23 protein-coding genes are annotated in these 21853 nt (G+C 63.6%); 6 read left to right on the forward strand and 17 right to left on the reverse strand.

What is annotated here, in order from left to right; genetic code table 11:
* Positions 1 to 135: 135 nt before the first annotated feature.
* Positions 136 to 453 (reverse strand): hypothetical protein, encoded by a 318-nt coding sequence (locus tag YUO_RS0129445; protein ID WP_235782859.1) that lies wholly within the window; start codon positions 451 to 453, stop codon positions 136 to 138.
* Between the two features lie 274 nt (positions 454 to 727).
* Between YUO_RS0129445 and YUO_RS42050 the strand changes: the two genes are divergently transcribed.
* Together YUO_RS42050 and YUO_RS0129455 are read left to right on the forward strand one after the other, a co-directional pair.
* Positions 728 to 1618, forward strand: a complete 891-nt coding sequence (locus YUO_RS42050) for an SDR family NAD(P)-dependent oxidoreductase (protein ID WP_035727925.1) — start codon at positions 728 to 730, stop codon at positions 1616 to 1618.
* Between the two features lie 46 nt (positions 1619 to 1664).
* The gene (locus tag YUO_RS0129455) at positions 1665 to 1907 is read left to right on the forward strand and encodes a hypothetical protein (protein ID WP_156908817.1); all 243 of its coding nucleotides are present in this window, start codon (positions 1665 to 1667) and stop codon (positions 1905 to 1907) included.
* A 64-nt stretch (positions 1908 to 1971) separates the two neighbouring features.
* Here the strand turns inward: YUO_RS0129455 and YUO_RS0129460 are convergent, their stop codons facing one another.
* The 12 genes from YUO_RS0129460 to YUO_RS0129505 all read right to left on the reverse strand — a co-directional run bounded on the left by YUO_RS0129460 (position 1972) and on the right by YUO_RS0129505 (position 9943).
* The gene (locus YUO_RS0129460) at positions 1972 to 2976 is read right to left on the reverse strand and encodes a WD40 repeat domain-containing protein (protein ID WP_028350496.1); all 1005 of its coding nucleotides are present in this window, start codon (positions 2974 to 2976) and stop codon (positions 1972 to 1974) included.
* A gap of 10 nt (positions 2977 to 2986) precedes the next feature.
* On the reverse strand, positions 2987 to 4033 hold the full coding sequence (locus tag YUO_RS0129465; RefSeq protein ID WP_028350497.1) for a CobW family GTP-binding protein: 1047 nt from the start codon (positions 4031 to 4033) through the stop codon (positions 2987 to 2989).
* A 54-nt stretch (positions 4034 to 4087) separates the two neighbouring features.
* Positions 4088 to 4957 (reverse strand): metal ABC transporter substrate-binding protein, encoded by an 870-nt coding sequence (locus YUO_RS0129470; protein WP_028350498.1) that lies wholly within the window; start codon positions 4955 to 4957, stop codon positions 4088 to 4090.
* A gap of 2 nt (positions 4958 to 4959) precedes the next feature.
* Positions 4960 to 5829 (reverse strand): metal ABC transporter permease, encoded by an 870-nt coding sequence (locus YUO_RS0129475; RefSeq protein ID WP_028350499.1) that lies wholly within the window; start codon positions 5827 to 5829, stop codon positions 4960 to 4962.
* A complete protein-coding gene (locus YUO_RS0129480) occupies positions 5829 to 6584 on the reverse strand; it encodes a metal ABC transporter ATP-binding protein (RefSeq protein ID WP_028350500.1) in 756 nt (251 codons plus the stop codon). Before YUO_RS0129480 ends, YUO_RS0129475 begins: the two co-directional genes overlap by 1 nt.
* 2 nt (positions 6585 to 6586) lie before the next feature.
* Entirely contained in the window at positions 6587 to 6766 is a 180-nt protein-coding gene (locus YUO_RS42055; protein WP_035727915.1) for a hypothetical protein, read from the reverse strand.
* Positions 6767 to 6976: 210 nt separating this feature from the next.
* Positions 6977 to 7252: a type II toxin-antitoxin system RelE/ParE family toxin gene (locus tag YUO_RS45165; protein ID WP_198028112.1), complete on the reverse strand. Its 276-nt coding sequence runs from the start codon at positions 7250 to 7252 to the stop codon at positions 6977 to 6979.
* The gene (locus YUO_RS0129485; RefSeq protein WP_028350501.1) at positions 7249 to 7476 is read right to left on the reverse strand and encodes a hypothetical protein; all 228 of its coding nucleotides are present in this window, start codon (positions 7474 to 7476) and stop codon (positions 7249 to 7251) included. Before YUO_RS0129485 ends, YUO_RS45165 begins: the two co-directional genes overlap by 4 nt.
* Positions 7477 to 7534: 58 nt before the next feature.
* A complete protein-coding gene (locus YUO_RS0129490; protein ID WP_051379708.1) occupies positions 7535 to 7975 on the reverse strand; it encodes a hypothetical protein in 441 nt (146 codons plus the stop codon).
* Positions 7976 to 8034: 59 nt separating this feature from the next.
* Complete coding sequence (locus tag YUO_RS0129495) at positions 8035 to 8628, reverse strand: permease (RefSeq protein ID WP_028350503.1); 594 nt, start codon at positions 8626 to 8628, stop codon at positions 8035 to 8037.
* 148 nt (positions 8629 to 8776) lie between these two features.
* Positions 8777 to 9151 (reverse strand): fluoride efflux transporter CrcB, encoded by a 375-nt coding sequence (gene crcB / locus YUO_RS0129500; protein WP_028350504.1) that lies wholly within the window; start codon positions 9149 to 9151, stop codon positions 8777 to 8779.
* A 189-nt stretch (positions 9152 to 9340) separates the two neighbouring features.
* Positions 9341 to 9943, reverse strand: a complete 603-nt coding sequence (locus YUO_RS0129505; protein WP_028350505.1) for a superoxide dismutase — start codon at positions 9941 to 9943, stop codon at positions 9341 to 9343.
* Between the two features lie 178 nt (positions 9944 to 10121).
* On the opposite strand from YUO_RS0129505, the gene YUO_RS0129510 reads away from it, so the two are divergent.
* The 3 genes from YUO_RS0129510 (at position 10122) to YUO_RS0129520 (ending at position 12656) form a co-directional block, all read left to right on the forward strand.
* Positions 10122 to 10661, forward strand: coding sequence for a GNAT family N-acetyltransferase (locus YUO_RS0129510; protein WP_028350506.1), 540 nt, complete (start codon positions 10122 to 10124; stop codon positions 10659 to 10661).
* A gap of 86 nt (positions 10662 to 10747) precedes the next feature.
* Positions 10748 to 12133: an MATE family efflux transporter gene (locus YUO_RS0129515; protein WP_028350507.1), complete on the forward strand. Its 1386-nt coding sequence runs from the start codon at positions 10748 to 10750 to the stop codon at positions 12131 to 12133.
* Positions 12134 to 12215: 82 nt separating this feature from the next.
* Positions 12216 to 12656 (forward strand): DUF2147 domain-containing protein, encoded by a 441-nt coding sequence (locus YUO_RS0129520; RefSeq protein WP_028350508.1) that lies wholly within the window; start codon positions 12216 to 12218, stop codon positions 12654 to 12656.
* A gap of 128 nt (positions 12657 to 12784) precedes the next feature.
* Here YUO_RS0129520 and YUO_RS0129525 read toward each other — a convergent pair whose 3' ends face one another.
* The 4 genes from YUO_RS0129525 to YUO_RS0129540 form a co-directional block, all read right to left on the reverse strand.
* Positions 12785 to 13939, reverse strand: a complete 1155-nt coding sequence (locus YUO_RS0129525) for a DUF3095 domain-containing protein (protein ID WP_028350509.1) — start codon at positions 13937 to 13939, stop codon at positions 12785 to 12787.
* An 85-nt stretch (positions 13940 to 14024) separates the two neighbouring features.
* Positions 14025 to 15893 carry a molecular chaperone HtpG gene (htpG, locus tag YUO_RS0129530; RefSeq protein ID WP_028350510.1) on the reverse strand — a complete coding sequence of 623 codons (1869 nt, stop codon included), beginning with the start codon at positions 15891 to 15893 and terminating at the stop codon, positions 14025 to 14027.
* 101 nt (positions 15894 to 15994) lie between these two features.
* Positions 15995 to 17929, reverse strand: a complete 1935-nt coding sequence (locus tag YUO_RS42060) for an HlyD family type I secretion periplasmic adaptor subunit (protein WP_051379704.1) — start codon at positions 17927 to 17929, stop codon at positions 15995 to 15997.
* Between the two features lie 35 nt (positions 17930 to 17964).
* Positions 17965 to 19680: a type I secretion system permease/ATPase gene (locus YUO_RS0129540; RefSeq protein WP_028350511.1), complete on the reverse strand. Its 1716-nt coding sequence runs from the start codon at positions 19678 to 19680 to the stop codon at positions 17965 to 17967.
* A gap of 558 nt (positions 19681 to 20238) precedes the next feature.
* Here YUO_RS0129540 and YUO_RS42065 point away from each other — a divergent pair.
* Positions 20239 to 21729: a hypothetical protein gene (locus YUO_RS42065; RefSeq protein ID WP_051379705.1), complete on the forward strand. Its 1491-nt coding sequence runs from the start codon at positions 20239 to 20241 to the stop codon at positions 21727 to 21729.
* The last annotated feature ends 124 nt before the right edge of the window (positions 21730 to 21853 follow it).

Consider the following 21853-nt stretch of genomic DNA (forward strand, 5'->3'; position numbering starts at 1 on the left):
GATGCCTGCGCCCTCTCCGACGAATTGACACGGGCGGATAGGGTCACATGGCCCGCACATTTGCGCACCGAACGAGCGCGGCACGGCTTCAGCCCACGATTTTGCGATTGCACAATTGGCGCAACGGCAGTGGGATCATTTTTCCTTTTCGCGGATCGGCGGTGCAGTCTTCTCCGCCGGCGCCGGCGGCAGCGCGGGCTGAGCGCCCGACTTCTGCGCTTCCGGGTCGGGACGGGCCGGCTGCGGCGGAATGTCTGATGGCCTTTGCCCGGTCGTGCCCGGCTCGGCGGGTTCGGGCGGTTTCTCCGCAGGCGGTTTCGTTTCCGCGCCCGGCGTCGATTGTGTGGGTGGCGTTGCCTGCGCGATGTGCCGGGGATCGCCTGCCACGATCTCGCTCAGCGACAGCGCCGAAATGATTAGCCCGACCGCGATCAGCGTGGACGCGCCCAGCATTTCCCTTCGGTAACTGCGTTGACGGGCATCGGCGGGCATATCGTTCGACCCACAAAATGGTTCGTGGGCTCAACGGCCGGCAAGGCGCATGGTTCCGCGGGGAACCTGCTTGGTAACCTCTCCGAGACGCCTAGAATTCGGAAGATGCGCAATCTTAAGCGTGTTTCCGATTGAGTTACCGCGTCATTTCTTCGCAAGAGCCACGCATAAGGCTCCGGCCGCGACTGGCGGCGCCGCGGAGCCCCAAGGAAAAAACGCGGAAGAGGATAGCGAGATGACTGAACGAATTTCGTTAGAAGGAAAGGTTGCGGTTGTGACTGGGGCAGGCCGCGGGCTGGGGCGGGCATACGTCGAACTTCTCGCCGAACGCGGTGCCCGGGTCGTGGTGAACGACCTGGGGACCGACGTATCGGGGTTCGGGAAGGACTCCGCGATAGCGGAACAGGTGGTCGGCCTCATTCGGTCACGTGGAGGCGAGGCAATCGCGAATGACAGCGATGTTTCCACCCCTGAAGGTGGCAGTGACCTGATCGCGACGACCATCGAGCATTTCGGGAGAATAGACCTTCTCGTGAACAACGCTGGTATCTGCGGAAGCCAGCTATTCAAGGACGCCACCTTTGACGATTTCGATCACTATTGGCGCGTGCACCTCGGCGGGCCGGTTAACACGGTGAAAGCTGCCTGGCCCTATATGGCCGCACAGCGCTATGGGAAGATCATCCTCACGACCTCAGTCAGCGGCCTGTTCGGACTGCGTGGCCAAGCCACTTATGCGCCGGCCAAGTGCGCAGTAGTCGGATTGATGCGCATTCTTGCAATTGAAGGTGCTGAGCATGGGATTCTCGTGAACACCATCTCGCCAGTCGCGTACACGAGGATGCACCCGGCCGCCGGATCCCGCTTGGCTGAAGCAGATGGAAGAGCCGCCATGCCGATTGAGGCTGTTGCGCCAGCGATTGTTTGGCTGGCAAGCGATAGTTGTTCGGAGACGAACAGGATCTACAACGTGGGAGCCCGAGCAATCCAACGCATCGCTATTGTCATGGGACCTGGCTTCTACGATCCACATCTGACACCCGAGAGCATCGCCGAGAACTACGCAAAGGTCGAATCGATCGAGGGCTTCTCCGAACCAGGCCCATTCGAGCCCGGCGGTGCGTAGATGCAGACACCTGCAACGGCGAAGTCTTGAGAAACGACGTTACGTCATGGAGACGTCGACTGGTGGTTACAGCGGCAAACGACGTATGCTCGCGACTCTTCTACTCACCGATGTCGTCGGGTCAACCGCTCATGCAACTCGGCTCGGTCAGGGGATAGGACGAATAACCGCCGAAAAACTGGTAGTCGCGAAGTACGGATTGCTGATCGGGTACGCCTGTGAAGTCTCGGCCGCCATGGTTGAAGTCTCGGCCGCCATGGTTGAAGGCGGGTTTGGTGGTTACGAGTGACGCAGCGGGCCGGTGAAACGGTGTTTTGTCGGGTAGCCACGGACCGGTGTCAGGCGGTCGTTTTCTAGAATTCCAGCATCCCGGCGTCGCCGTCCTCGGTGCCGAAGGCCAGCAACGTGCCCTTCGCGTTCCAGGCCAGCGCCGAGACCGGCTCGCTGCCGTTGCGGCGCACCAGAATTTCCGCGCCGTCCTCGAGCCGCACGATCAGCACGGTGCCATCACTATAGCCTGCGGCCATGATGTCCTGCTTCGGATGACAGGCGACCACGGAAACGCGCGCCTGCAGCGGCGCCAGCATCGCAGGCTCTTTGCCCATCGGACCGTCCTTGCTAGCGAACGGCCATATGATCACGCTGTCCGCACCCGACGTGGCGAGCCCCTTGCCGCCCGCGCTCCACGACATCGAGCGCACACGGCCGGGATAGCCGCTCATCCGCATGTGCCTGTTATCGGCGAGCCGCCAGCCATGCAGCGCCGGCTCGTGCATCGCGGTGACGAGGAATTTGTTGTCGGGGCTGAAGGTGACGGCCAGGTGCGAGCCGGCCCATTCCAAAAATTCCGGCTTCGCCGCCATGTTGGGAAACCACAGCGTCACGCCGTTGTAATGGGCGACCGCCACGCGCAGGCCTTTTGGCGCGAAGGCGAGGCCGCCGACGGTCGACGGCGCGTCAAAAGTCTTCTCCTCGCCCTTGCCGCTGCGGACGAACGCCGTCTTGCCAGCCGACCAGGCAAACGCGCCATCGGGATGCAGCGCGACACTGTCGATCCAGCGCCGTTTCGCGTCGGTCGCAAGCACCGACGTCTCACCCTTTGCATTCAACGCAACGAGCTTGCCGTCGTCGCCACCGGTGACGACACGCTTGCCATCGGACGCGGTGCAGAGGATGGCGCCGCCGTGCACGACCACATGGGAGATTTCTCCGGTGGCATCGGCGATTGCGACTTTTTCCTCGGCACAGACGAAGGCACCGCGCTCGCCGAGGAAATGCACGGCGGAGACGGGAGCACCGACCGCGACGGATTTCACGCGATCGGTCAGGGATGCAATGGTGAGCTGTTCGGAAGACATGATTTCCGTCTCACGCAGTAATGCAGCTTTCGAAACCTTCGCGGATCGTCTCTTCCGGCAACTCGCGGCCGATGAAGACGACGCGGCTTTCGCGCGGCTCGCCTTCCTTCCACTTCCGCTGATGATCGCCTTCCAGCATCATATGCACACCCTGGAACACATAACGGTCGTCGTCGTCGGTGAAGGAGAGGACGCCCTTCGAGCGCAGGATCTTCTGGCCCTCGGTAGCGACGAGGTTTTGCAGCCACGGCATGAATTTGGTCGGGTCGAGCGGCTTGTCCGACCGCAGCGACAGCGATTGCATGTCCTCGTCGTGGTAGTGCTTCAATCCGCCACGGCTGTGGCTGTGATCGTTGTGATGATGGTCATGGTCATGATGGTGATGGTGATGGTCGTCGCCGGCGTCGAGGAATTCCGGTTCGATCTCCAAAATGCGGTCGAGGTCGAACGCGCCACGCTCCAGCACGTCCGCAAGCGCCACTTTGCAGCGCTCGGTGCGGTGCAGCTTTGCATATGGATTGATGCCGCGAATTCGGGCCTCGACTTCGGCCAATTCCGGCTTGGAGACGAGGTCGGTCTTGTTCAGCACGATAACGTCGGCGAACGCAATCTGGTTCTTGGCTTCCGGCGCATCCTTGAGACGATCGCTCAGCCATTTGGCGTCCGCCACGGTGACGACTGCGTCAAGCCGCGCGTTCCTCTGCACGTCCTCGTCGACGAAGAAGGTCTGCGCCACCGGCGCCGGATCGGCCAGCCCCGTGGTCTCGACGATGATGGCGTCGAACTTGCCCTTGCGCTTCATCAGGCCATCCATGATGCGGACGAGGTCGCCGCGTACGGTGCAGCAGATGCAGCCATTGTTCATCTCGAATACTTCCTCATCGGCGCCGATGATGAGGTCGTTGTCGATGCCGATCTCGCCGAATTCGTTGACGATGACGGCGTACTTCTTGCCGTGATTTTCCGATAGGATGCGGTTGAGCAGCGTGGTCTTGCCGGCACCGAGATAGCCCGTCAGCACGGTCACTGGAATTTTTTGGGACGAAAGTTCAGACATAATCGCTCCGGAGCGGAAATGGTTTTACGCACCGGCAGCAGGGAGGCCCCTGCCCTATGGGCTCAGCGCGCTGGTCAGGGCCTTTATATTGTGCCTGACCATCGCAATGTAAGTGGGAGAATCGCCCTTTTCGCCGGTCAAGCTGTCGGAATAGAGCGTTCCACCGACCCTGGCGCCGGTCTCCGCCGATATCCGGCCCATCAGGCGAGGATCGCTGATATTTTCGAGAAAAACTGCCGGTATTTTGGCCGCCCTGATCTGGGTAATGATTTTTGCGACATCGCGGGCACTGGCCTCGGACTCGGTCGATACGCCGACCGGCGCAATGAATTCGATGCCATAGGCGGCGGCGAAATAACCGAACGCGCCGTGGGTCGATATCACCTTGCGGCGCCCTTCCGGAATTTTGGCGACTGCCTCGCGCACCTCGTGGTCCAATGCGTCGAGTTGCGCCAGATAGGCGCCGGCGTTGGACTTGAAGGTCTCGGCACTGGCGGAATCGGCGGCCACCAGCGCGTCGCGGATATTGGCCACGTAGATCTTGGCGTTGGCGACCGATTGCCAGGCATGAGGATCAGCTACCGAGCCGAGCTTGAGCGGCGTAATGCCGGTCGTCGCGGTTACGACGGTCGCCTTTCCGCCAGCGGATTTGACGAGCCGCGACAACCAGCCCTCGAACCCAAGACCATTGACGAACACAAGCTTTGCACCCGCAACCCGTTTGGCGTCCGAGGGCGCCGGCACATAAACATGCGCATCGCCGTCGGGCCCGACCAGCGTCGTAACCTCGACACGATCGCCGCCGACTTGGCGGACGAAATCGCCGATGATCGAGAAGCTCGCAACGACGTCGAGACGATCCGCCGCGCGGGCCGGGCCGACGACCGCGAGCATGGCGAGAACGATAGGCCAGTATCGGATCATGACTACGCCTCGAGATGACGGCCGGGAAACATCTGCCGGACCAAACCGCTGACAGGGCCGAACAACAGCGACGCGACATACAGCACCGCCGCGATCAGGATGATCGCGGGGCCTGAGGGAATTTTGGTTTGGAAGGACAGCACCAGTCCGGCATAGCCTGAAACGATCGCGCTCGCGACCGCGATGCAGATCATGCCGGTGATGTCGCGCGACCAGAAGCGGGCGATGCCGGCGGGCAGGATCATCAGGCCGACGCCGAGAAGCGTGCCGAGCGCGTGAAAGCCGTTGACCAGATTGATGACGACCAGCGCCAGGAACGCCAGATGCGCGGGCGCGCCGGCGCGCGAGACGGTGCGCAGGAACACCGGATCGACGCATTCGATCACGAGGGGACGGTAGATGACCGCCATCACCACGAGTGTAATCGTGGCGTTGAAGGCGATCACCAGCAGCGTCTGGTCGTCCATCGCGAGGATGTTGCCGAACAGCACGTGCAGCAAGTCGATATTGGTGCCCCTGATGGAGACGATGGTGACGCCGAGCGCCAGCGACACCAAATAGAAGGTCGCGAGCGAGGCGTCTTCCTTCAACTCGGTGTTGCGCGCGACGAGGCCGGCGAGCAGCGCGACGGTAAAGCCCGCGATCAATCCGCCCGTCGTCATCGCGAATAGATTCAACCCCGAGACCAGGAAACCGATCGCAGCGCCCGGCAGGATCGCATGCGCCATGGCGTCACCGACCAGGCTCATCCGGCGCAGCATCAGGAACACGCCGATCGGCGCGGCGCCAAGCGCAAGCGCAATCACGGCGGCGAGCGCGCGGCGCATGAACTCGAATTCGATGAAGGGCGCGAACAGCGCGTCGTATAGCATCAGGCCGCCCGTGATGGCATATCGGCGGCGCAAGCTGCGGCGCTGTCATCGAAGGCTTCGCACATCTTCATCGCGACCAGCAGGTTTTCCGGTGTCAGCACTTCGGCGGTCGGCCCCCACGCAACCGGCCCGCGCGCCAGCAGCAGGGTTTCGGGGAAGTGGCTTCGCACCATCTCCAGATCATGTAGCGCCGCCAGCACGGTGCGCCCCTCGCCATGCCAGCGCCTGACCAGCGCGATCAGGTCCGCGGAAGTTTTTGCATCGATGGCGTTGAACGGCTCATCCAAAACAATGAGGCGCGAATCCTGCAGCAGCACCCGCGCGAACAGCATGCGCTGCATCTGCCCGCCGGACAGCGTGCCGATCGCACGGTTTTCGAAACCGTTGAGCCCGACCGCGGCGAGCGCCGCCAGGATCTTTTCGCGCGCGGCCTTGCCGATGCCGCCGAACGGACCCGTCGAACGCCACAGCCCGCTGCCGACGAAATCGAACACCGAGATCGGGAAGCTGCGGTCGATGTCGACGCTCTGCGGCAGATAGGCGATGTCCCTGCTATCGAGACCGCCGAGACCAATCGCGCCGGACAGCGGCTTGAGGATGCCGGCCACCCCCCGGAACAGGGTCGACTTGCCGGCGCCGTTCGGCCCGATCACCGCCATCAGCGCGCCCGGCGCGACCTCGCCGTTGAGGTGATGCACCGCCGGATGGCGGTCGTAGCCGAGCGTGACGTTTCGAAACTTTATCTGCGCGGTCATGCTCACCTCATCGCCACCAGGACAACGGCCCACAGAGCGACGCTGACGGCGAGCGCTGCCGCAAGGCGGGCTGACAGGGTCATCCGCAGGATCGACCAGGGCGCGGCCTGCGCCGGATGCGGCGTCGCCGGGCCGTGGCTGTGGGCGTGAGCGTGATGCGCGTGGTCATGGGCGTGAGGCATGGATCGACGTTATATTATAACATTACCGGAGTCCACGAGGCGGAGCGGCCGTAAACCGGTGTTCTCTAGGTAAACCGGTGTTCTCTAGGGAGCCCTGGCCCGTCGTCCCTCGCCCCACCGGGTCGCGCGAATGCGCGCCCGATGACAGGCTCCGGCGAAGCGGACGAGCCCCATCATTAGATACCCGATACCCGGCGCGAATCGAGGTCTTTAACGCGATCTGCGAGCGGCATGCCGAACCCCGTGGATTACAATCCCCATCGTGTCGGGCCGATAGAAAATCAGATAGGGATAGGGTCTTGCCACCGCCCTGCGGATGCCATTCTTGCTGGTAAGACGGCCGGAATTCGGGTGATCTGCAAGCAGTTCAATCACGGCTTGGAGTCGCCGCTTGACGTTGTCTGCACCCTGTGGCGAACGAGCATCAATGTAGTCGAGGATTTCGGCAAGCTGCCGGAGCGCCCGGCGTGTGTAGCGGACCCTCACAGCCCATGCTTCGCCCAGACGGCGCGGACCTCTTCATCGGTTGCGAACTCACCGCGTGCGGCTTCGGCCAGCGAAGCATCAAGATCGGCGGCTTCCTCGGGTGTGAGCTCATAAGGCGGCTGGTCCACGCCTGCGAGTTGCAGCAGAATTCGCGCAAGATCGTCCTGCGCCTCATCTGGCAGAGCGGAAACGGCCCTGACGGCCTGTTCGAGCAAGCGGGTCATCCTGCAAATATAATGAGTTCGGTTCCTCATTGAAAGCCTTGTGGCCCTCCTAGCACCCTCACGGCTTCCCGATCACCATCGCGATCGCCGCCGCCAGAAACGGAAACGGCACTGAGACTGCGGCACGAAACCAGACGAAGCGGGCCGGCATGAACGGGATTTCCCAGAGGATCATGCGCTGAAAGGCGAACAGCGCCCAGGCGACGACATAGGCGATCACCTGTGGCGTGCCGCCGCCGACCTTCAGCGCCACTGCACCGATCGAAAAGCCGACCACGGGGCCTCCGGGCGTCGCCGCCCCCGCAATCACCGCGGTCAGCACGCCGAACCATCCGCTGTCGGGGCCGAGCCAGCCGGTGATGACTTCCGGCGGAATAACGGCGGCGATGTAGCCCGAGCCGATCACGCCGAGCGCAATGCGCGGCACGATGTTGATGAAGTCCATCGAGCCTTCGCGCACCGACGACACCAGCACGACGCGGCCGCGCCGCCACGCCATGAAGCCGAGAATCGCGACCGAGCCCCACAGCGTGATGTCGATGATCAGCGCAGACGCCGTCACGACGGCTCGCCCTTCGGATACATCCGCACGAAGACGACGCGGCCGAGCCAGCCTGCCAGCACCGGGATCGGCAGCGAGATCGCAATACGCCACAGCGTGAAGTCGGTGCCGAGAATCGGCAGCTCCCAAGCGACCGCGCGGCCGTAGCCGATCAGCGTCCAGCTCACGACCATGGCGATGGTGGCGCCGAAATCGGCGCCGACGGTGAGCAATGCCGCCGCCACCGGATAGGCGGTGAACGGGCCGCCGGGCAGGATCGCGCCGAATGCCGTTCCGATCAAAAGTCCTTTCAGGCCCGATTCCGGCCCGAGCGATCGCGAGACTTTGTCGTGCGGCAGAATTTCCGCGATGAATCCGCCGAGCAGGCAGCCGGCCAGCACGCGCGGGATGATTTCGCCGAACAGCCAGAGGTCATGCGTGAGAATATTGAGCACACCGTCGATGCCGTCGCGCCGCCACACCAGCGCAGCGCAGATCGCGACGAGCGCGCCGATCACGATCATCGACCAGCCGACCGGCTTGCGGGCGCGCCGGGGTTTTGGCTCGGCGTCGTCGGCTGGCGCCGGGTCTGTTAGCGGAGGTTCTGACAAGGCTGTGGGATTTGGCGGGTGAAGCTAGGCCATCTTGCTTAGTCCCGCGCGTGTGGCGAAGCAAACGGAAGCTCGCACGATACCCATGCGCATCTCAAGGATGCCCATGCGACGACGTCACGCGGCCCGTGTTCGTATGGCGGTTGGTTCAGGTGAACTGACGCACCAGTGCGAGACCGCCGAACAGCCCGGCAATCGAAAGCAGGACGGAGCCAATCACGTAAAGCGCCGCGAGCCCAAGCTCGCTGCGCTCGTAGAGCAGCGCGGCATCGAGCGAATAGGCCGAGAACGTGGTGTAGCCGCCGAGGACGCCGGTCATCAAGAACAGCCGCCAGGGCTGCGACGCTTCGCCCTTGAAGGCGAGATAACCCGCGATCAGCCCCATCGCGGTCGAGCCGGTAATATTGATGATGAAGGTGCCCCAGGGAAATCCGGTGCCGAGGCAGCGGGCACAAGTGAGATTGATGAGATGACGCAGCGTCGCGCCAAGGCCGCCGCCGAAAAAGACCAACAGATAACTCATCGCAGCAATTTTTCCACGTCACAACAGCCCGGCAGAGTGGTTTTGCCGCACGGGAGCCCTACCCGCAAGGATTTAAAGGTACAGCGCAACGAAAAGGGGCGGTAGCCGCACAACCACCCCTTCGATGTCTGCTCCGCTGTCATTCCGGGGCGATGCGAAAGCATCGAACCCGGAATGACGATGTTGGCTTTAGGCTCCGGCCTTGCCGAACAGCTCGTCGACGTAGTCCCAGTTGATCAGGTTATCGCAGAACGCCTTGAGATAGTCGGGACGGCGGTTGCGATAGTCGATGTAGTAGGAGTGCTCCCAGACGTCGCAGCCGAGAATCGGCGTCGCGCCGTAGACCAGCGGGCTTTCGCCGTTCGCAGTCTTGGAGATTTCGAGCTTGCCGTTCTTGACCGACAGCCAGCACCAGCCGGAGCCGAACTGGCCGACGCCGGCAGCGGCGAAATCGGCCTTGAACTTATCGAGGCCGCCGAGGTCTTCGGTGATCTTCTTTTCCAGACGACCGGGCAGCTTGCTGCCGCCGCCATTCGGTTTCATCCAGTTCCAGAAATGCAGGTGGTTGTAATGCTGGCCGGCATTGTTGAACACGGCCGGATTCTTGCCGAACGAACCTTTGACGATCTCCTCCAGGGACTTGCCTTCGAATTCAGTCCCCTTGATCGCGTTGTTTCCGTTGGTCACGTAAGCTTGGTGATGCTTGTCGTGGTGGTATTCCAGCGTTTCCTTGGACATGTGGGGCGCAAGGGCGTCGTGGGAATAGGGAAGATTGGGCAGCGTGAAGGTCATGGGGTGATGTCCGAACTGATGGGAGACGTGGTGGTCTAACGGGAACTCTTATAGAAGGTTCCATTGCGCATAAACATCGCAATTTGGCAAGAACGGGAAGCTTCCGGCAACGCCGCGTCCCGCGTCCAGCGTATGACAGGCATGGCAGCCGCATGCATTGGCGCGGTATGGTGATGAAATGAGCATCGAGATCGACGTCCTGAACGGGGACTCCTCATGGCCGCGCGCCGAACCGCTGATGGAGGCGGTATGGCCGCGCCATCTCGTCGAAAAATCGTCATGGGGTCACGTCAAATGGGCCCATGCCGATCTGCGCGTGCTGATTGATGCCCCCGAGGACGCGGAGAGGCCGGGGCTGGCCTGCCATGTCGGCATCTATTTCCGCACCGCGACCTGGGACGGTCGCAAGGTCCAGATCGGCGGCATCGGCGGCGTCTCGACGCGGGAGGATTGCCGGGGACGCGGCTATGCCACGCTGGCGCTCAACGCCGCGATCAGGACCCTGCGCGACCACGAAGCGGTGCGCTTTGCGATGTTGTTTTGCGAGCCGCACAATGAAGCATTCTATCAGGCGCGCGGCTGGCATGCGTTCAACGGCGAGGTCTATGCCGAGCAGCCGGAGGGAAGAATTCGCTTCGAGGCCATGGCACCATACGTGTTCGATTTCACCCGCAAGCCGCGCGATGGAATAATCGACCTATGCGGCCTGCCTTGGTGACCCCTGCACCAGCGCGGGTGGCTTGCGCCGGTCAAGGTCAATAATATGTCATCCATAATCTATTCGATTTGGATCACCGGTGACGCATGACCATTGACGCCCCGCTCGACATGCGTCCCGCTGCCGCCGTTCCGCCCGCGCCGGCCAACGGCCTGCTCACCTCGCCGATCCTGTCGACGCTGCTGACACTTGCGCTTCCCAACGCGATCGCCATGATCGGCACGACGCTGGTGGCGGTTGCCGAGACCGCCTATATCGGCCAGCTCGGCACCGAGCCGCTCGCCGGGATCGCACTGGTATTTCCTTTCGTCATGCTGACGCAGATGATGTCGGCGGGCGCGATGGGCGGCGGCGTTTCCTCCGCCATCAGCCGCGCGCTCGGCGCCGGCGACCGCGACCGTGCGGCGACATTGGCCCTGCATGCGGCGATGATCGGCGCCTGCGCCGGGCTCTTTTTCGCGGCGACGATGCTGGCCTTCGGCCACGCGTTTTACGCGCTGCTCGGCGGGCGCGGCGGCGTGCTCGAACAGGCCATGCAATATTCGAACGTGCTGTTCTCCGGCGCGATCGCGATCTGGCTGGTCAACACGCTGGCCTCCGTGGTGCGCGGCACCGGCGACATGCGGATTCCATCGATAGCGCTGATCGGCATCGCGCTGGTGCAGATCGCCGTTGGCGGCGCGCTGGGCCTTGGGCTGTTCGGACTGCCCGGGCTCGGCATGCGTGGCGTTGCCGCAGGCCAGCTCGCCGCTTTTGCGCTGGGGGCTATCTTCCTCGTCTGGTACCTCGTCAGCGGCCGCAGCCGGCTGACGCTGAACTTCAACGGCTTCAAATTCCAGCGCGACATGTTCTTCGACATTCTCAGGGTCGGCGCGGTGTCCTGCCTGTCGCCGCTGCAAACCGTGCTGACGGTGTTGATCTTCACCAAAATCCTGGCCGGCTATGGCACCGAGACGCTGGCCGGCTATGGCATGGGCTCGCGGCTGGAATTTTTGCTGACGCCGATCGCCTTCGCATTCGGCGTCGCCTCGGTGCCGATGGTCGGCATGGCCATTGGCGCGGGCCTCGTGACGCGCGCCCGGCAGGTGACGTGGATCGCGGGCGCTGCGGCCGGCATTACCGTCGGGGCCATCGGAATGATTGTCGCGGCAAAACCGTCGCTCTGGGTTTCGATGTTCACCGGTGACCCCGGCGTCACCGCCGCCGCCAACGCCTATTTCATCTGGGCAGGCCCGGCCTTCGCGTTTTTCGGGATCGGCGTCAGTCTCTATTTCTCTTCGCAAGGTGCTGCGAAGGTCGGCGGTCCTGTGATGGCCGGCACCGCAAGGTTGCTGATCGTCGGGGGCGGCGGCTGGTGGCTGGCCTCCATGGGCGCGCCGGCATCGGCCTTGTTCGCACTGGTCGGCGCCGCGATGGTGGTTTACGGCCTCGGCACGGCGCTGTCGATCCGTCTGACCCCTTGGAGCAAATGATAACGGCAAGTTGCACCCAATCCGACGTTGCACAAATCTGATTTGTTGCTATGCAGGCCTGCTTTTTCGTAAGGAATGATTCATGGCTTGCAGAACGGCTTTCATCATCGCTATCTCGGCGGCATTGCTGGCCGCGCCATCCGCCTTCGCGCAAGGCGCCGAGCCGACCGGCGTCTGGCTGACCCAGGCGGGCGATGCCAGGGTGAAAATCAGCAAATGCGGCGGTGGAATTTGCGGCGTGATCGTCGGGCTGAAGGAGCCGATCGATCAGGCCACCGGCAAGCCTCAGGTCGATGACAAAAATCCGAACCCGGCCCTGAAGCAGCGGCCGATGATCGGCCTTCCCCTGTTCAGCGGCATGAGCCCCAGCGGTCCCAACAAATGGTCGGGACAGATCTACAATGCCGACGACGGCGGCACCTATGCCAGCAGCGTCTCGGTAACAGGCGCGGACACGCTAAAGGTCGAAGGCTGCGTCGGCGCGCTCTGCGGCGGCGAGAACTGGACGCGCGTGGGGCGGTGAACGGGATACCCTTGATACCGCCGCCAGTTTCGTAGGGTGGGCAAAGCGCAGCGTGCCCACCATTCAAACTACGCTCTTGGAGGGATGGCGGGCACGCTACGCTCTGCCCACCCTACCGCTACTACCGATCACGCCGCCATCGCCTTCAGCGCTGACGCCGCCGACGCGTAGCCGCCGCGGGCGCCATCGATGAAGTGGACGTGATCGCTGCGCATCACCGAGGGCGCGAAGCAGGTCATCATCGCGGCGTCCTGCCGGTGCAGGCCGTAGCGCACGATCTTGGCTGACGCGGCCTTTGCCAGAATCTCCGTCAGCGCCCCCTCAAGCTCGACCGTGCAATCGAGGATCATCCGCAGGCCGTCGTCATATTTGCGGAAGTCGGAATTCTCCACCACCTGCTGCACGTAGTTCTTCGGCACGAAATTGCCGACCTTGATGCCGAACCGCATCACCACATAGGCCCAGAGCGTGACGGCGAGCACGACGGTGCGCCGCTTCAACAGCGGCCCGCCGCGCGCGGCGCGCGCCTCATATTCGACGCCGGCCGGCGGCCAGCGCAGCGGCGGACCGTCCGGCGGCACCGGCCGGCCCGCGTCCGGGCTCTGCTCGACCAGCTTGATGACGTCCTCGATCACCTTGCGGAAGCGTTGCGGATCGGCGCCTTTGGCCGGCACCACCAGCACCGACAGAATGAGCCCGCGGCTCGAAGGAATTTCCTCGAACCGGCACGACAGCCCGGACAGATCGGGCTGCGTTCCCGGCTTCGCCGGCGGGACCGCGAATTCGCCCCGCTTCATCGCGGCATCCGCCCATCCCAGCCCGCCGCCGGAAAACATCGCATAGGATAGATTGGACGACGGCCCGAAGCGGGCGACTTTGATATCGAGGCCCTGCGCGCGAACGTCCTTCACCGGCACCAGCGCCACCCGCATCATCAGATCGAGATCGGCCCTGACCCAGGCCGCAGTCGCTGCGAGCGCCTCGCGCGCGCGCGAAAGGTCGGTCGGCGACACCGCTAAGCTCGCACCGTCGCCGCCGAACACGAACGGAAACTCGCGGCCATCAAGCGCATTGGTCACGGCCGCAATCACGGCAGCGCCGGCCATGTTGACCGCCTTGTAGCGCTGATTGGCGATAGCCTTGGTCGACTCGACGATGTCGGCGACGCCGACGGTCCAGTCGTCCGGCAACGGCGTATACAGCGCCGGATCCATCAGGCTGCCGAAGCCGCGAAAGACCGGGATCGCGCCATAGAAAATGTCGGTGCCGTCAGACGTCGTCATGGCGATCTGCGCTACTCCGCGTTCCCGGCATTCCTAGCAGATACGGCCAGTCCTGGAATTCGGTTCAAACAGGCGACCGAATGTCCTACCCTTTTGCGATCCCCCGCAGCACCAACTGGTTGAGCCGGTTGGCAAACGCCGCCGGATCTTCCGGCAGTTCGCCGTCGAGGATCTGCGCCTGCTCCAACAGCAGGAACGACAGGTCCCTGGCCGCGTCCTTGTCGCCGGCAATCGCCGCGACCAGGGGATGGCGCATGTTGATCTCGAGGATCGGCTTGGTAGTCGGCCCCTTATTCTGCATTGCGAGCAGCCGCTCGAGCATGCGGTCCTGTGCGCCGCCGCCGGCGACGAGGCACGACGCGCTCGAGGTCAACCGCTGCGAGGCGCGAACGTCGGAGACGCGCTCGCCGAGCGCGTCCTTGATCAGCGCGATCGTCGTGGCTTCATCGGCGCCGCCTTCGTCCTTCTTGTCCTCGGCCTTTTCATCCAACAGCGGAATCAGTCCGAAATCGATATCCCCCTGGCTTAAGGATTTCAGTGGCTTGCCGCCAAAATCGAGCGACGCGGAGGTCCAGAACGCGTCGACCGGATCGATCAGCAGCAGCACCTCGATGCCGCGGGCGGTTGCGGACTCGAGCTTCGGATTCGACTTCAGCCGTTCGACGCTCTCGCCGGTAAGATAATAGACGTCGGTCTGGTTCGGCTTAAGGTCCTCGACATATTGCTTCAGCGAACGCCCCTCGCCCTTTGTCGTGGTGAAGCGCGACAATGCGAGCAGCTTCTCGCGGCGCTCAAAGTCCTCCCAGATGCCTTCCTTGATCACAGGGCCGAACGCGTCCCAGATTTTTGCGAACGCTTCCGGCTCCTTTTCGCCGAGGCTTTCCAGCTCCGATATCACGCGGCCGGTAACGGCCTTTCGGATCTGCGCGAGCTGCGGATTGTTCTGCAGCATCTCCCGCGAGATGTTGAGCGGCAGGTCTTCGCTGTCGATCACGCCGCGGATGAAGCGCAGATAGGCCGGCAAGAGATCGGCGTCGTCGGCGATGAAGACGCGGCGGACATAGAGCTTGACCTTGCCCTTGCGCGCCTGATCGAACAGGTCGAACGGCTTTGTCGACGGCGCAAACAGCAGCACCGCGTAGGATTGCCGGCCTTCGGCGCGATAATGCAGCGTCATCGCCGGTTCGTCGAATGCGCCGGCGACCTGCTGATAGGCCTGCTTGTAGTCTTCCGCCTTGAGCTCCGATTTCGGCCGCTGCCATAGCGCGCTGGCCGAATTGATCTGGCGCGGCTCGCCCTCCTCCGGCACCAGTTCGATCGGAAACTGGATGTTGTCGGACCAGGCGCGGACGACACGTTCGATCTCGTAGGTCTCGAGATATTTTGATGCCTCTTTCTTCAGGTGCAGGACGATCTCGGTGCCGCGCGCGACGCGCGTGGCGTCTTCGTCGCTGGCTTGAGCGATTTCAAATCCGCTGCCGCCGGAGGACGACCAGACGAAGACCTGATCGGAACCGGCGCGGCGGCTGGTGACGACGATGCGCTCGGCGACCATGAACGCCGCATAGAAGCCGACGCCGAACTGGCCGATCAGGTTGGCGCCGTCTTTGGCCTCGGTGAGGCGCGAAAGAAACGACTTTGTGCCGGAGCGCGCGATGGTGCCGAGATTGTCGATCAGCTCCTGGCGGTCCATGCCGATGCCGCTGTCGACGACGCTAAGCGTATTGGCCTTCTTGTCCGGCGCGATACGGATCTTGGGCGGCGCGCCGTCGGCGATCAGCTCAGGCGCTGATATCGCCTCATAGCGCAGCTTGTCGCAGGCGTCGGATGCATTCGAGATCAGCTCGCGCAGGAAGATTTCGGTCTCCGAATAGACCGAGTGCACCATCAGGTTCAGAAGCTCGGCGACCTCGGCCTGGAACGGCTGGGATTCGGGGGCAGTGGTGGTCGTCATACGGGGGCTCGCAATGCAAACAGGGCAAGACGGGAAGCCCTGATATAACGATGCCATCTGGGGTGGCAAGATTGCGACGACGCGCCAACAGCTTTGCCCCCTTACCGCTCGACGAAAGCGCGCTGGAACTGATCCAGAATCGGCTTGAAAAGGTAGCTGAGCATGGTCCGGCTGCCGGTCTGCATGAACACTTCCGCGGGCATGCCGGAGCTGAGCTGCAGCCCGGCGAGACGTCGGCGCTCCTCTTCCGGCAGCATGATCCGGACCGTGAAATAGGACGTGCCGGTCTGCTGGTCGCGGGTGGTGTCGGGCGAGACGTACGACACCTGACCGATCAATTGCGGCGTCACCCGCTGGTTGAAGGCCGAGAAGCGAACGAAAGCCTGCTGGCCCTTGCGCACCTGATCGATATCGTTCGGCTGCAACCGCGCCTCGATCTGCAGATCGTCGGAATCCGGTACCACTTCCATGACGGTGTCGCCGCCGCGAATGACCCCGCCGATGGTGTGCACGGTAAGCTGGTGAATCACGCCCGACGTCGGCGCGCGCATCTCGATGCGCTCGAGCACGTCGCGTGCCGCGATGCTTCGTTCGCTGAGTTCGGCCTCCTTGCCCTGCGCCTCGCCGAGTTCCTTGACGACTTCGGTGCGGACATCCTGGTCGAGCCTGACCATCTGAAGCTTTGCTTCGTCGATCTTGTTTTTGGTCTCGGCGATCGTGGAGATTAGCTGGCCGCGTTCGCCTTCGATTCTCGCGCTCTCGCGCTGCAGGGTCGTGAGCCGCGCCAGCGGCACCAGACGCTTGTCGAAAAGGTCCTGAACGCCGGTGAGTTCGCCGGTGATCAGTTCCAGTTGCTTGGCCTTGGACGCAACCTGCGCGTCGAGGCCGACGATCTCATCGCCAAGCTGCGTTACCTTGCTCTGCAACAGCTCCTTCTGGCTCTCGCGCGCCGTTACCCGCGCCCTGAACAGCGAAGCCTCGGAGGCCAGCAGCGTTTTAACACCGGGATCGTCAAGCCGCGCCGACATCTCGGCCGGTATCGCCGGCCGGGGCAGACCGTCGCGCTCGGCGGTCAGCCGCGCGATCTTCGCCCGCATTTCATCGAGCTGCTTGCTCACCACCTGCAGGCTGGCTTGCGCCTGCGTCGAATCCAGCCGCAGCAACAGATCGCCGGCGTTGACCCGCATGCCGTTGTGGACCGGGATCTGCGCGACCACACCGCCGGTCGGATGCTGGATGGTCTTGACGTTGGACTGCACAACCAGATTGCCCGGCACCACGACCGCGCCTGACAGCGGCACGAATGCCATCCAACCGCCTGCCAGCCCGCCGACGACGAGCAGCGCCCGCAAGCCCGTGCGCAATTCACGCTCGAAGGCGCGCGCCGCCCGCAGCACGATGCTCTCGCCCGGCGCGTCCGCTACATCGGCCGATCCATCGCGGTTGGCAAGGAAGGCAACCCCTGCGGTCAGGCCAGTGCGAACGACCCGTGTCACGGAACGCTCGCGCGGCACGGCGCCCGCAGGGGCCGGCGGCGCCAATTGGGGAGCCTCGATGCGAGGCGGCTCCCGCCGGTCGTCGATCTGCAAAAGCTCCGGTCTCGACCTCGGCATGTTCATGAGCGACGGATCGTCCGGCGCGATGATCGGACCGCGCGCCTGCCGCTCGTTCAGCCTTGGATTGCTGCGCGCGCTGGCCGTCGGAGGCAGGGTCATGAATTGCGGCTCGCGCGCGACACGTCCGCCGCGCGCCGCCGGAGGTTCGGCGTCGATAACTTCGGACCGGGACCCAAAGGGGCCGAGCCAATCCAGCACCCGTCCCATCTTGCCCTTTTTCTTCGACCGCTTCGGCCGGGCGGGACGCGAACGCCGCGCGCCGGGACGTGGTTCGTCATTCGCCGGACGACGAAGCGGCGGCCGCTGATCCGGCAGATTGTCGAGTTCGAACGCCTGCCGCAATCGCTGCAGTTCAAGGATCAGCGCCTGGCCCTGCGGCGCCACGACCTCGTCGTCCGCTCCGCCGGCTCGGCGGCGCACTGTTCTTTCATCGGTGTGTACGTGATCGAAATTCCTCATGATGAAACACTTTCGGCAAGTGATGCGCGCTGATCTGCCTTTGCCTGCGGTGGGCCTGGCGGCGATCCCGGCGCCCCCTTGCCGTTGGCGTTGCGGACGCGCGCGAAGACTTCTTCGCGCGGGCCGAACGCGATCGCCTTGCCCTCATAGAGCACCATCGTCATATCAAGCGCGGAAAGCGCGCTCGGGCGGTGTGAGATGACGACGACGATGGATTTGTTCTGGCGCACGATGGCGATGGCGCGGGTCAAGGCGTTCTCACCGTCGGCATCCAGATTGGCGTTGGGCTCGTCGAGAACGATCAGAAACGGATCGCCGAATACCGCCCGCGCCAGGCCAACGCGCTGCTTCTGTCCGGCCGACAGCGAGATGCCGCCCGCCCCTATTCGCGTCGCATAACCTTCCGGCAGACGCAGGATGATGTCATGGACGCCGGCGATCTGGGCGGCCTTGAGGATGGCATCGGAAGTTGCGTGTTCGTCGAAACGGCAGATGTTCTCCGCCACCGTGCCGTCAAACAAGCCGACGTCCTGCGGCAGATAGCCGACGTGCCGGCCGAGATCCTCGTTGCGCCATTGATCGAGGGAGGCGCCGTCAAGCCGCACCGCGCCGCGATGCGCTGGCCAGATTCCAACCAGCGCCTTGGAAAGCGAAGTCTTGCCCGACGCGCTGGCGCCCAGCAGCGCCAGCCCCGCGCCGGCCTTGAGCGAAAACGTGACGCCAGACACGATCGGCATGTCGAAACCGGGCGCTGCCACCGCGAGATTTTGCACCGACAATTCGCGGCAGGGACGCGGCAGCATGACCGGCGGCGCCGGAGGCGGCGCGGTCGCCTTGCAGATGTCGCGCAGACGGGCGAGGCCCTGGCGGGCGGCGGCCAGTTGCTTCCAGGTGCCGAGCGCGATTTCAACCGGTGCGAGCGCGCGCCCCATCAGGATCGACGACGCGATCATGACACCGCCCGACGCTTTGTCGACCACGACGAGATAGGCGCCGATACCGAGCATTCCCGATTGCAGAATGTAGCGCAGCACCTTCGCGGCCGAACCGAGATTGGCATAGACGTCGGTGGCGCGGATGTTTTCCTGCAGGTAGCGCTCGTTGGCCTGCGACCAGCGCGCCGTCAACCGGTCCGTCATGCCGAGCGCGCGGACGATTTCCGCGTTGCGCTGCGTCGCATCCGCCAGCACCTGGCGCTGTGCGTTCATGTCCATCGCCGCCTTGGCCGAATTGCGCGAGATCCGCTCGGTCAGCAAAGTCATCGCAATGATCGCCGCAGTACCCAGCAGCGCCGTGAAGCCGATCGCGGGGTGAAACAGAAACAGCCCGATCAGAAAGACCGGAATCCACGGCATGTCCAGGAATGCCGTCGGCCCCATGCCCGACATGAAAGTGCGCACCTGGTCGAGATCGCGCAGCGGCTGCTGCATCAGGACCGGCTTGACGCCGCGCAGCGGCAAGGTGGCGAGCGCCGAATGGATCGAGCCTTGCAGGCCGGCATCGAACAGCGTTGCGACCCGGCACAGCATCCGCGACCGCATTGCATCGAAATATCCCTGCACCAGATAGGCGAACAGCACCATCAGGGACAGGCCGAACAGGGTCGCGAGGTTACGGCTCGGAATCACCCGATCGTACACCTGCAACATATAGAGTGGGCCCGACAGCATCAGGATGTTGATGACGCCGCTGAATACGGCAACGCCGATCATGCGGCGCGCACTGGCGCGCAGCGCAATGGTGACGGGATCGTCGCCGGCCAGCGTCGAACGCAGGCCCGAAACAGCGCGAAGCGCCGACGCTGCCCGCGCTCGGTCCTGTGCCTGGCCCTGAGCGATACTCATTGAACTGCCCTACGACCCGCTCGATCGGGTCTCCCTGCAGGTCTCCTTGACGCGCGATGCGGACCATTTTTCGGCAACAATGCGACGAATGCCGATTGTTCAAGTTCGCTCGTGGGTAGAACGGTGGCAAACGCTCGGTGGTTGCCGAAACGGCGTGCACACCTCCGGCTAAGATGCCGGCACCGACACGGCGTGTCAGACAAGGGCTGCGATGCCCTTGTCGCGCGCGCTTCATTCGCCGTTTTCCCGCACGGCGTGTGTCATGGATTCGTCCGTCTATCACCTTGCTTCGGCGCTCATTGGTCGCTGTGTCGGCCGAATGACGCCATGAAGCTAAATGATCCTTCACCATGCGCGACGTCCCGCCCCTGGCGGATGGCCGCGCCTATGCATCAATGGATTTGACTGGACAGCAGGGGACGAACAATGGCTCGCTTGGCTCACGGGGATCAGCAGCCCGACGCTGATCTCGATCGCCCGATCGATGAAGTCGCCAGCCCGCCAGTCGTTCCGGCTTCCCCGTCCACGACACCGCTCGAAGAACCGCCGCCGGCCAGCCAAACGACGTCACGGCCTGTCGGTTCGAATTTTTCCGACCTCGGCTCAACCTTCAACGGCATGGCTCGCGCGCCGGTGGATGTCCCGCAGCAAAGCGCGCTCAGCAACGGCGCCCAACCAGCCGGCAGCATCGCAAGCCACACTAACGATCTCACCGCGGTGCAGAACAATCTGCTGGCCGAGCTCAATACAGGCCAGTTTTCCGGAGCCGCGCTCGGCCATGTTCAGGCAATCCTGTCCGACATCACCAGCGCCATTTCGGCGGCCAACGCCTCGGTGCGCGCGGCAGGCTCGGTCGCCAGCGCCGCCGGCGCAGAACAGGCGCTTCGCATCAGCCAACTCAGCGTCATCAATGCCGTCAGTACCGATCCCGTGCTGGCTAATCCGGCGCCGCCCGCGCCGCTGCCCACTGCCCCCGCCGCCACCGCGCCTCACAGTCTCGCCGAGATCGGCGCGATCTTCGACGACGTGGCCAGTCAGATTCTCGGCGGGGTCAATGACGGTAACCGAACAGAGATCACCGATGACATCAATGCCGTGATATCGGACTTGGAGGCGTTGATGGCCGCCAAACCGGAACTGTTCGACGGGCTAACCGGCGTCCATGCCGATAAGATCGTGCAGCAACTCCAACTCGAACTCGTCTATATCAACGATCCCTCGATAAGCCCCAATGCAGCACAGGCGAGCGTCGACAACATCCTCGACATCATCGACATCATCCAGAGCGATGCCAATCTGGCTGGTATGGCAACGCAAGACGGCATCAGCGGCTTCTCGCCGCTTCCGGATGACACCTCGCCGGCTCCGAAATATATCGACAATGATGTGCAGACGGTGTTCGTGGCCAATTTTATTGCGCAGTCCAATTCGCTTGGAAAGCAAGCCGTCGACCTCGTGGGAAGCCAAGACGGCGAGGCGATCGCCGCGCTGATCGACGATCTCAGGGCATTCGAGAAGAGCGTCACCGATTTCGACGCGGACCTGGGCGGCATCCTTGGCGCCGAGATTGCCGCGATGATCAAGGGATTGCAGACCGGCAACGCGACGCTGGTCGTCGCTGCAGCGGACCAGATGCACGGCAATGCGGCTGATATCGGCGGCAACAATATCCCTGTTACCGGCGGCACCTACAATCCAGACGGCTTGACGGTCGCTGAGGTGCTGGGGACGCCGGCAGCCGAAACGCCGGCGGCACTGGCCGCGGTAGCCACATCGGACGTGCAACAAGTCGCAGCCCCCACCATCAGCGGCGAGCCGGTGATGGTTGCGACTGCCGACGTGGAGATCGGGGGCGCGGACCAAGCCAATTCGGACATGCCCGAATTGGCGCATCATTTACATCATATGTGGGGATAGCGGCGCGCGGCGCGACCTCCGCGCCCCCGGGGCACGTCGGGGACGCTGGAGGCCGATACATCAAAGCAAGAAACGCGTTCGCCGATCCGGCTCACGCGGCGGGCGCAAAGGAGCTCATCACCGG

This window comes from Bradyrhizobium murdochi (assembly GCF_000472965.1).
GTDB classification, from domain to species: Bacteria; Pseudomonadota; Alphaproteobacteria; order Rhizobiales; family Xanthobacteraceae; genus Bradyrhizobium; species Bradyrhizobium murdochi.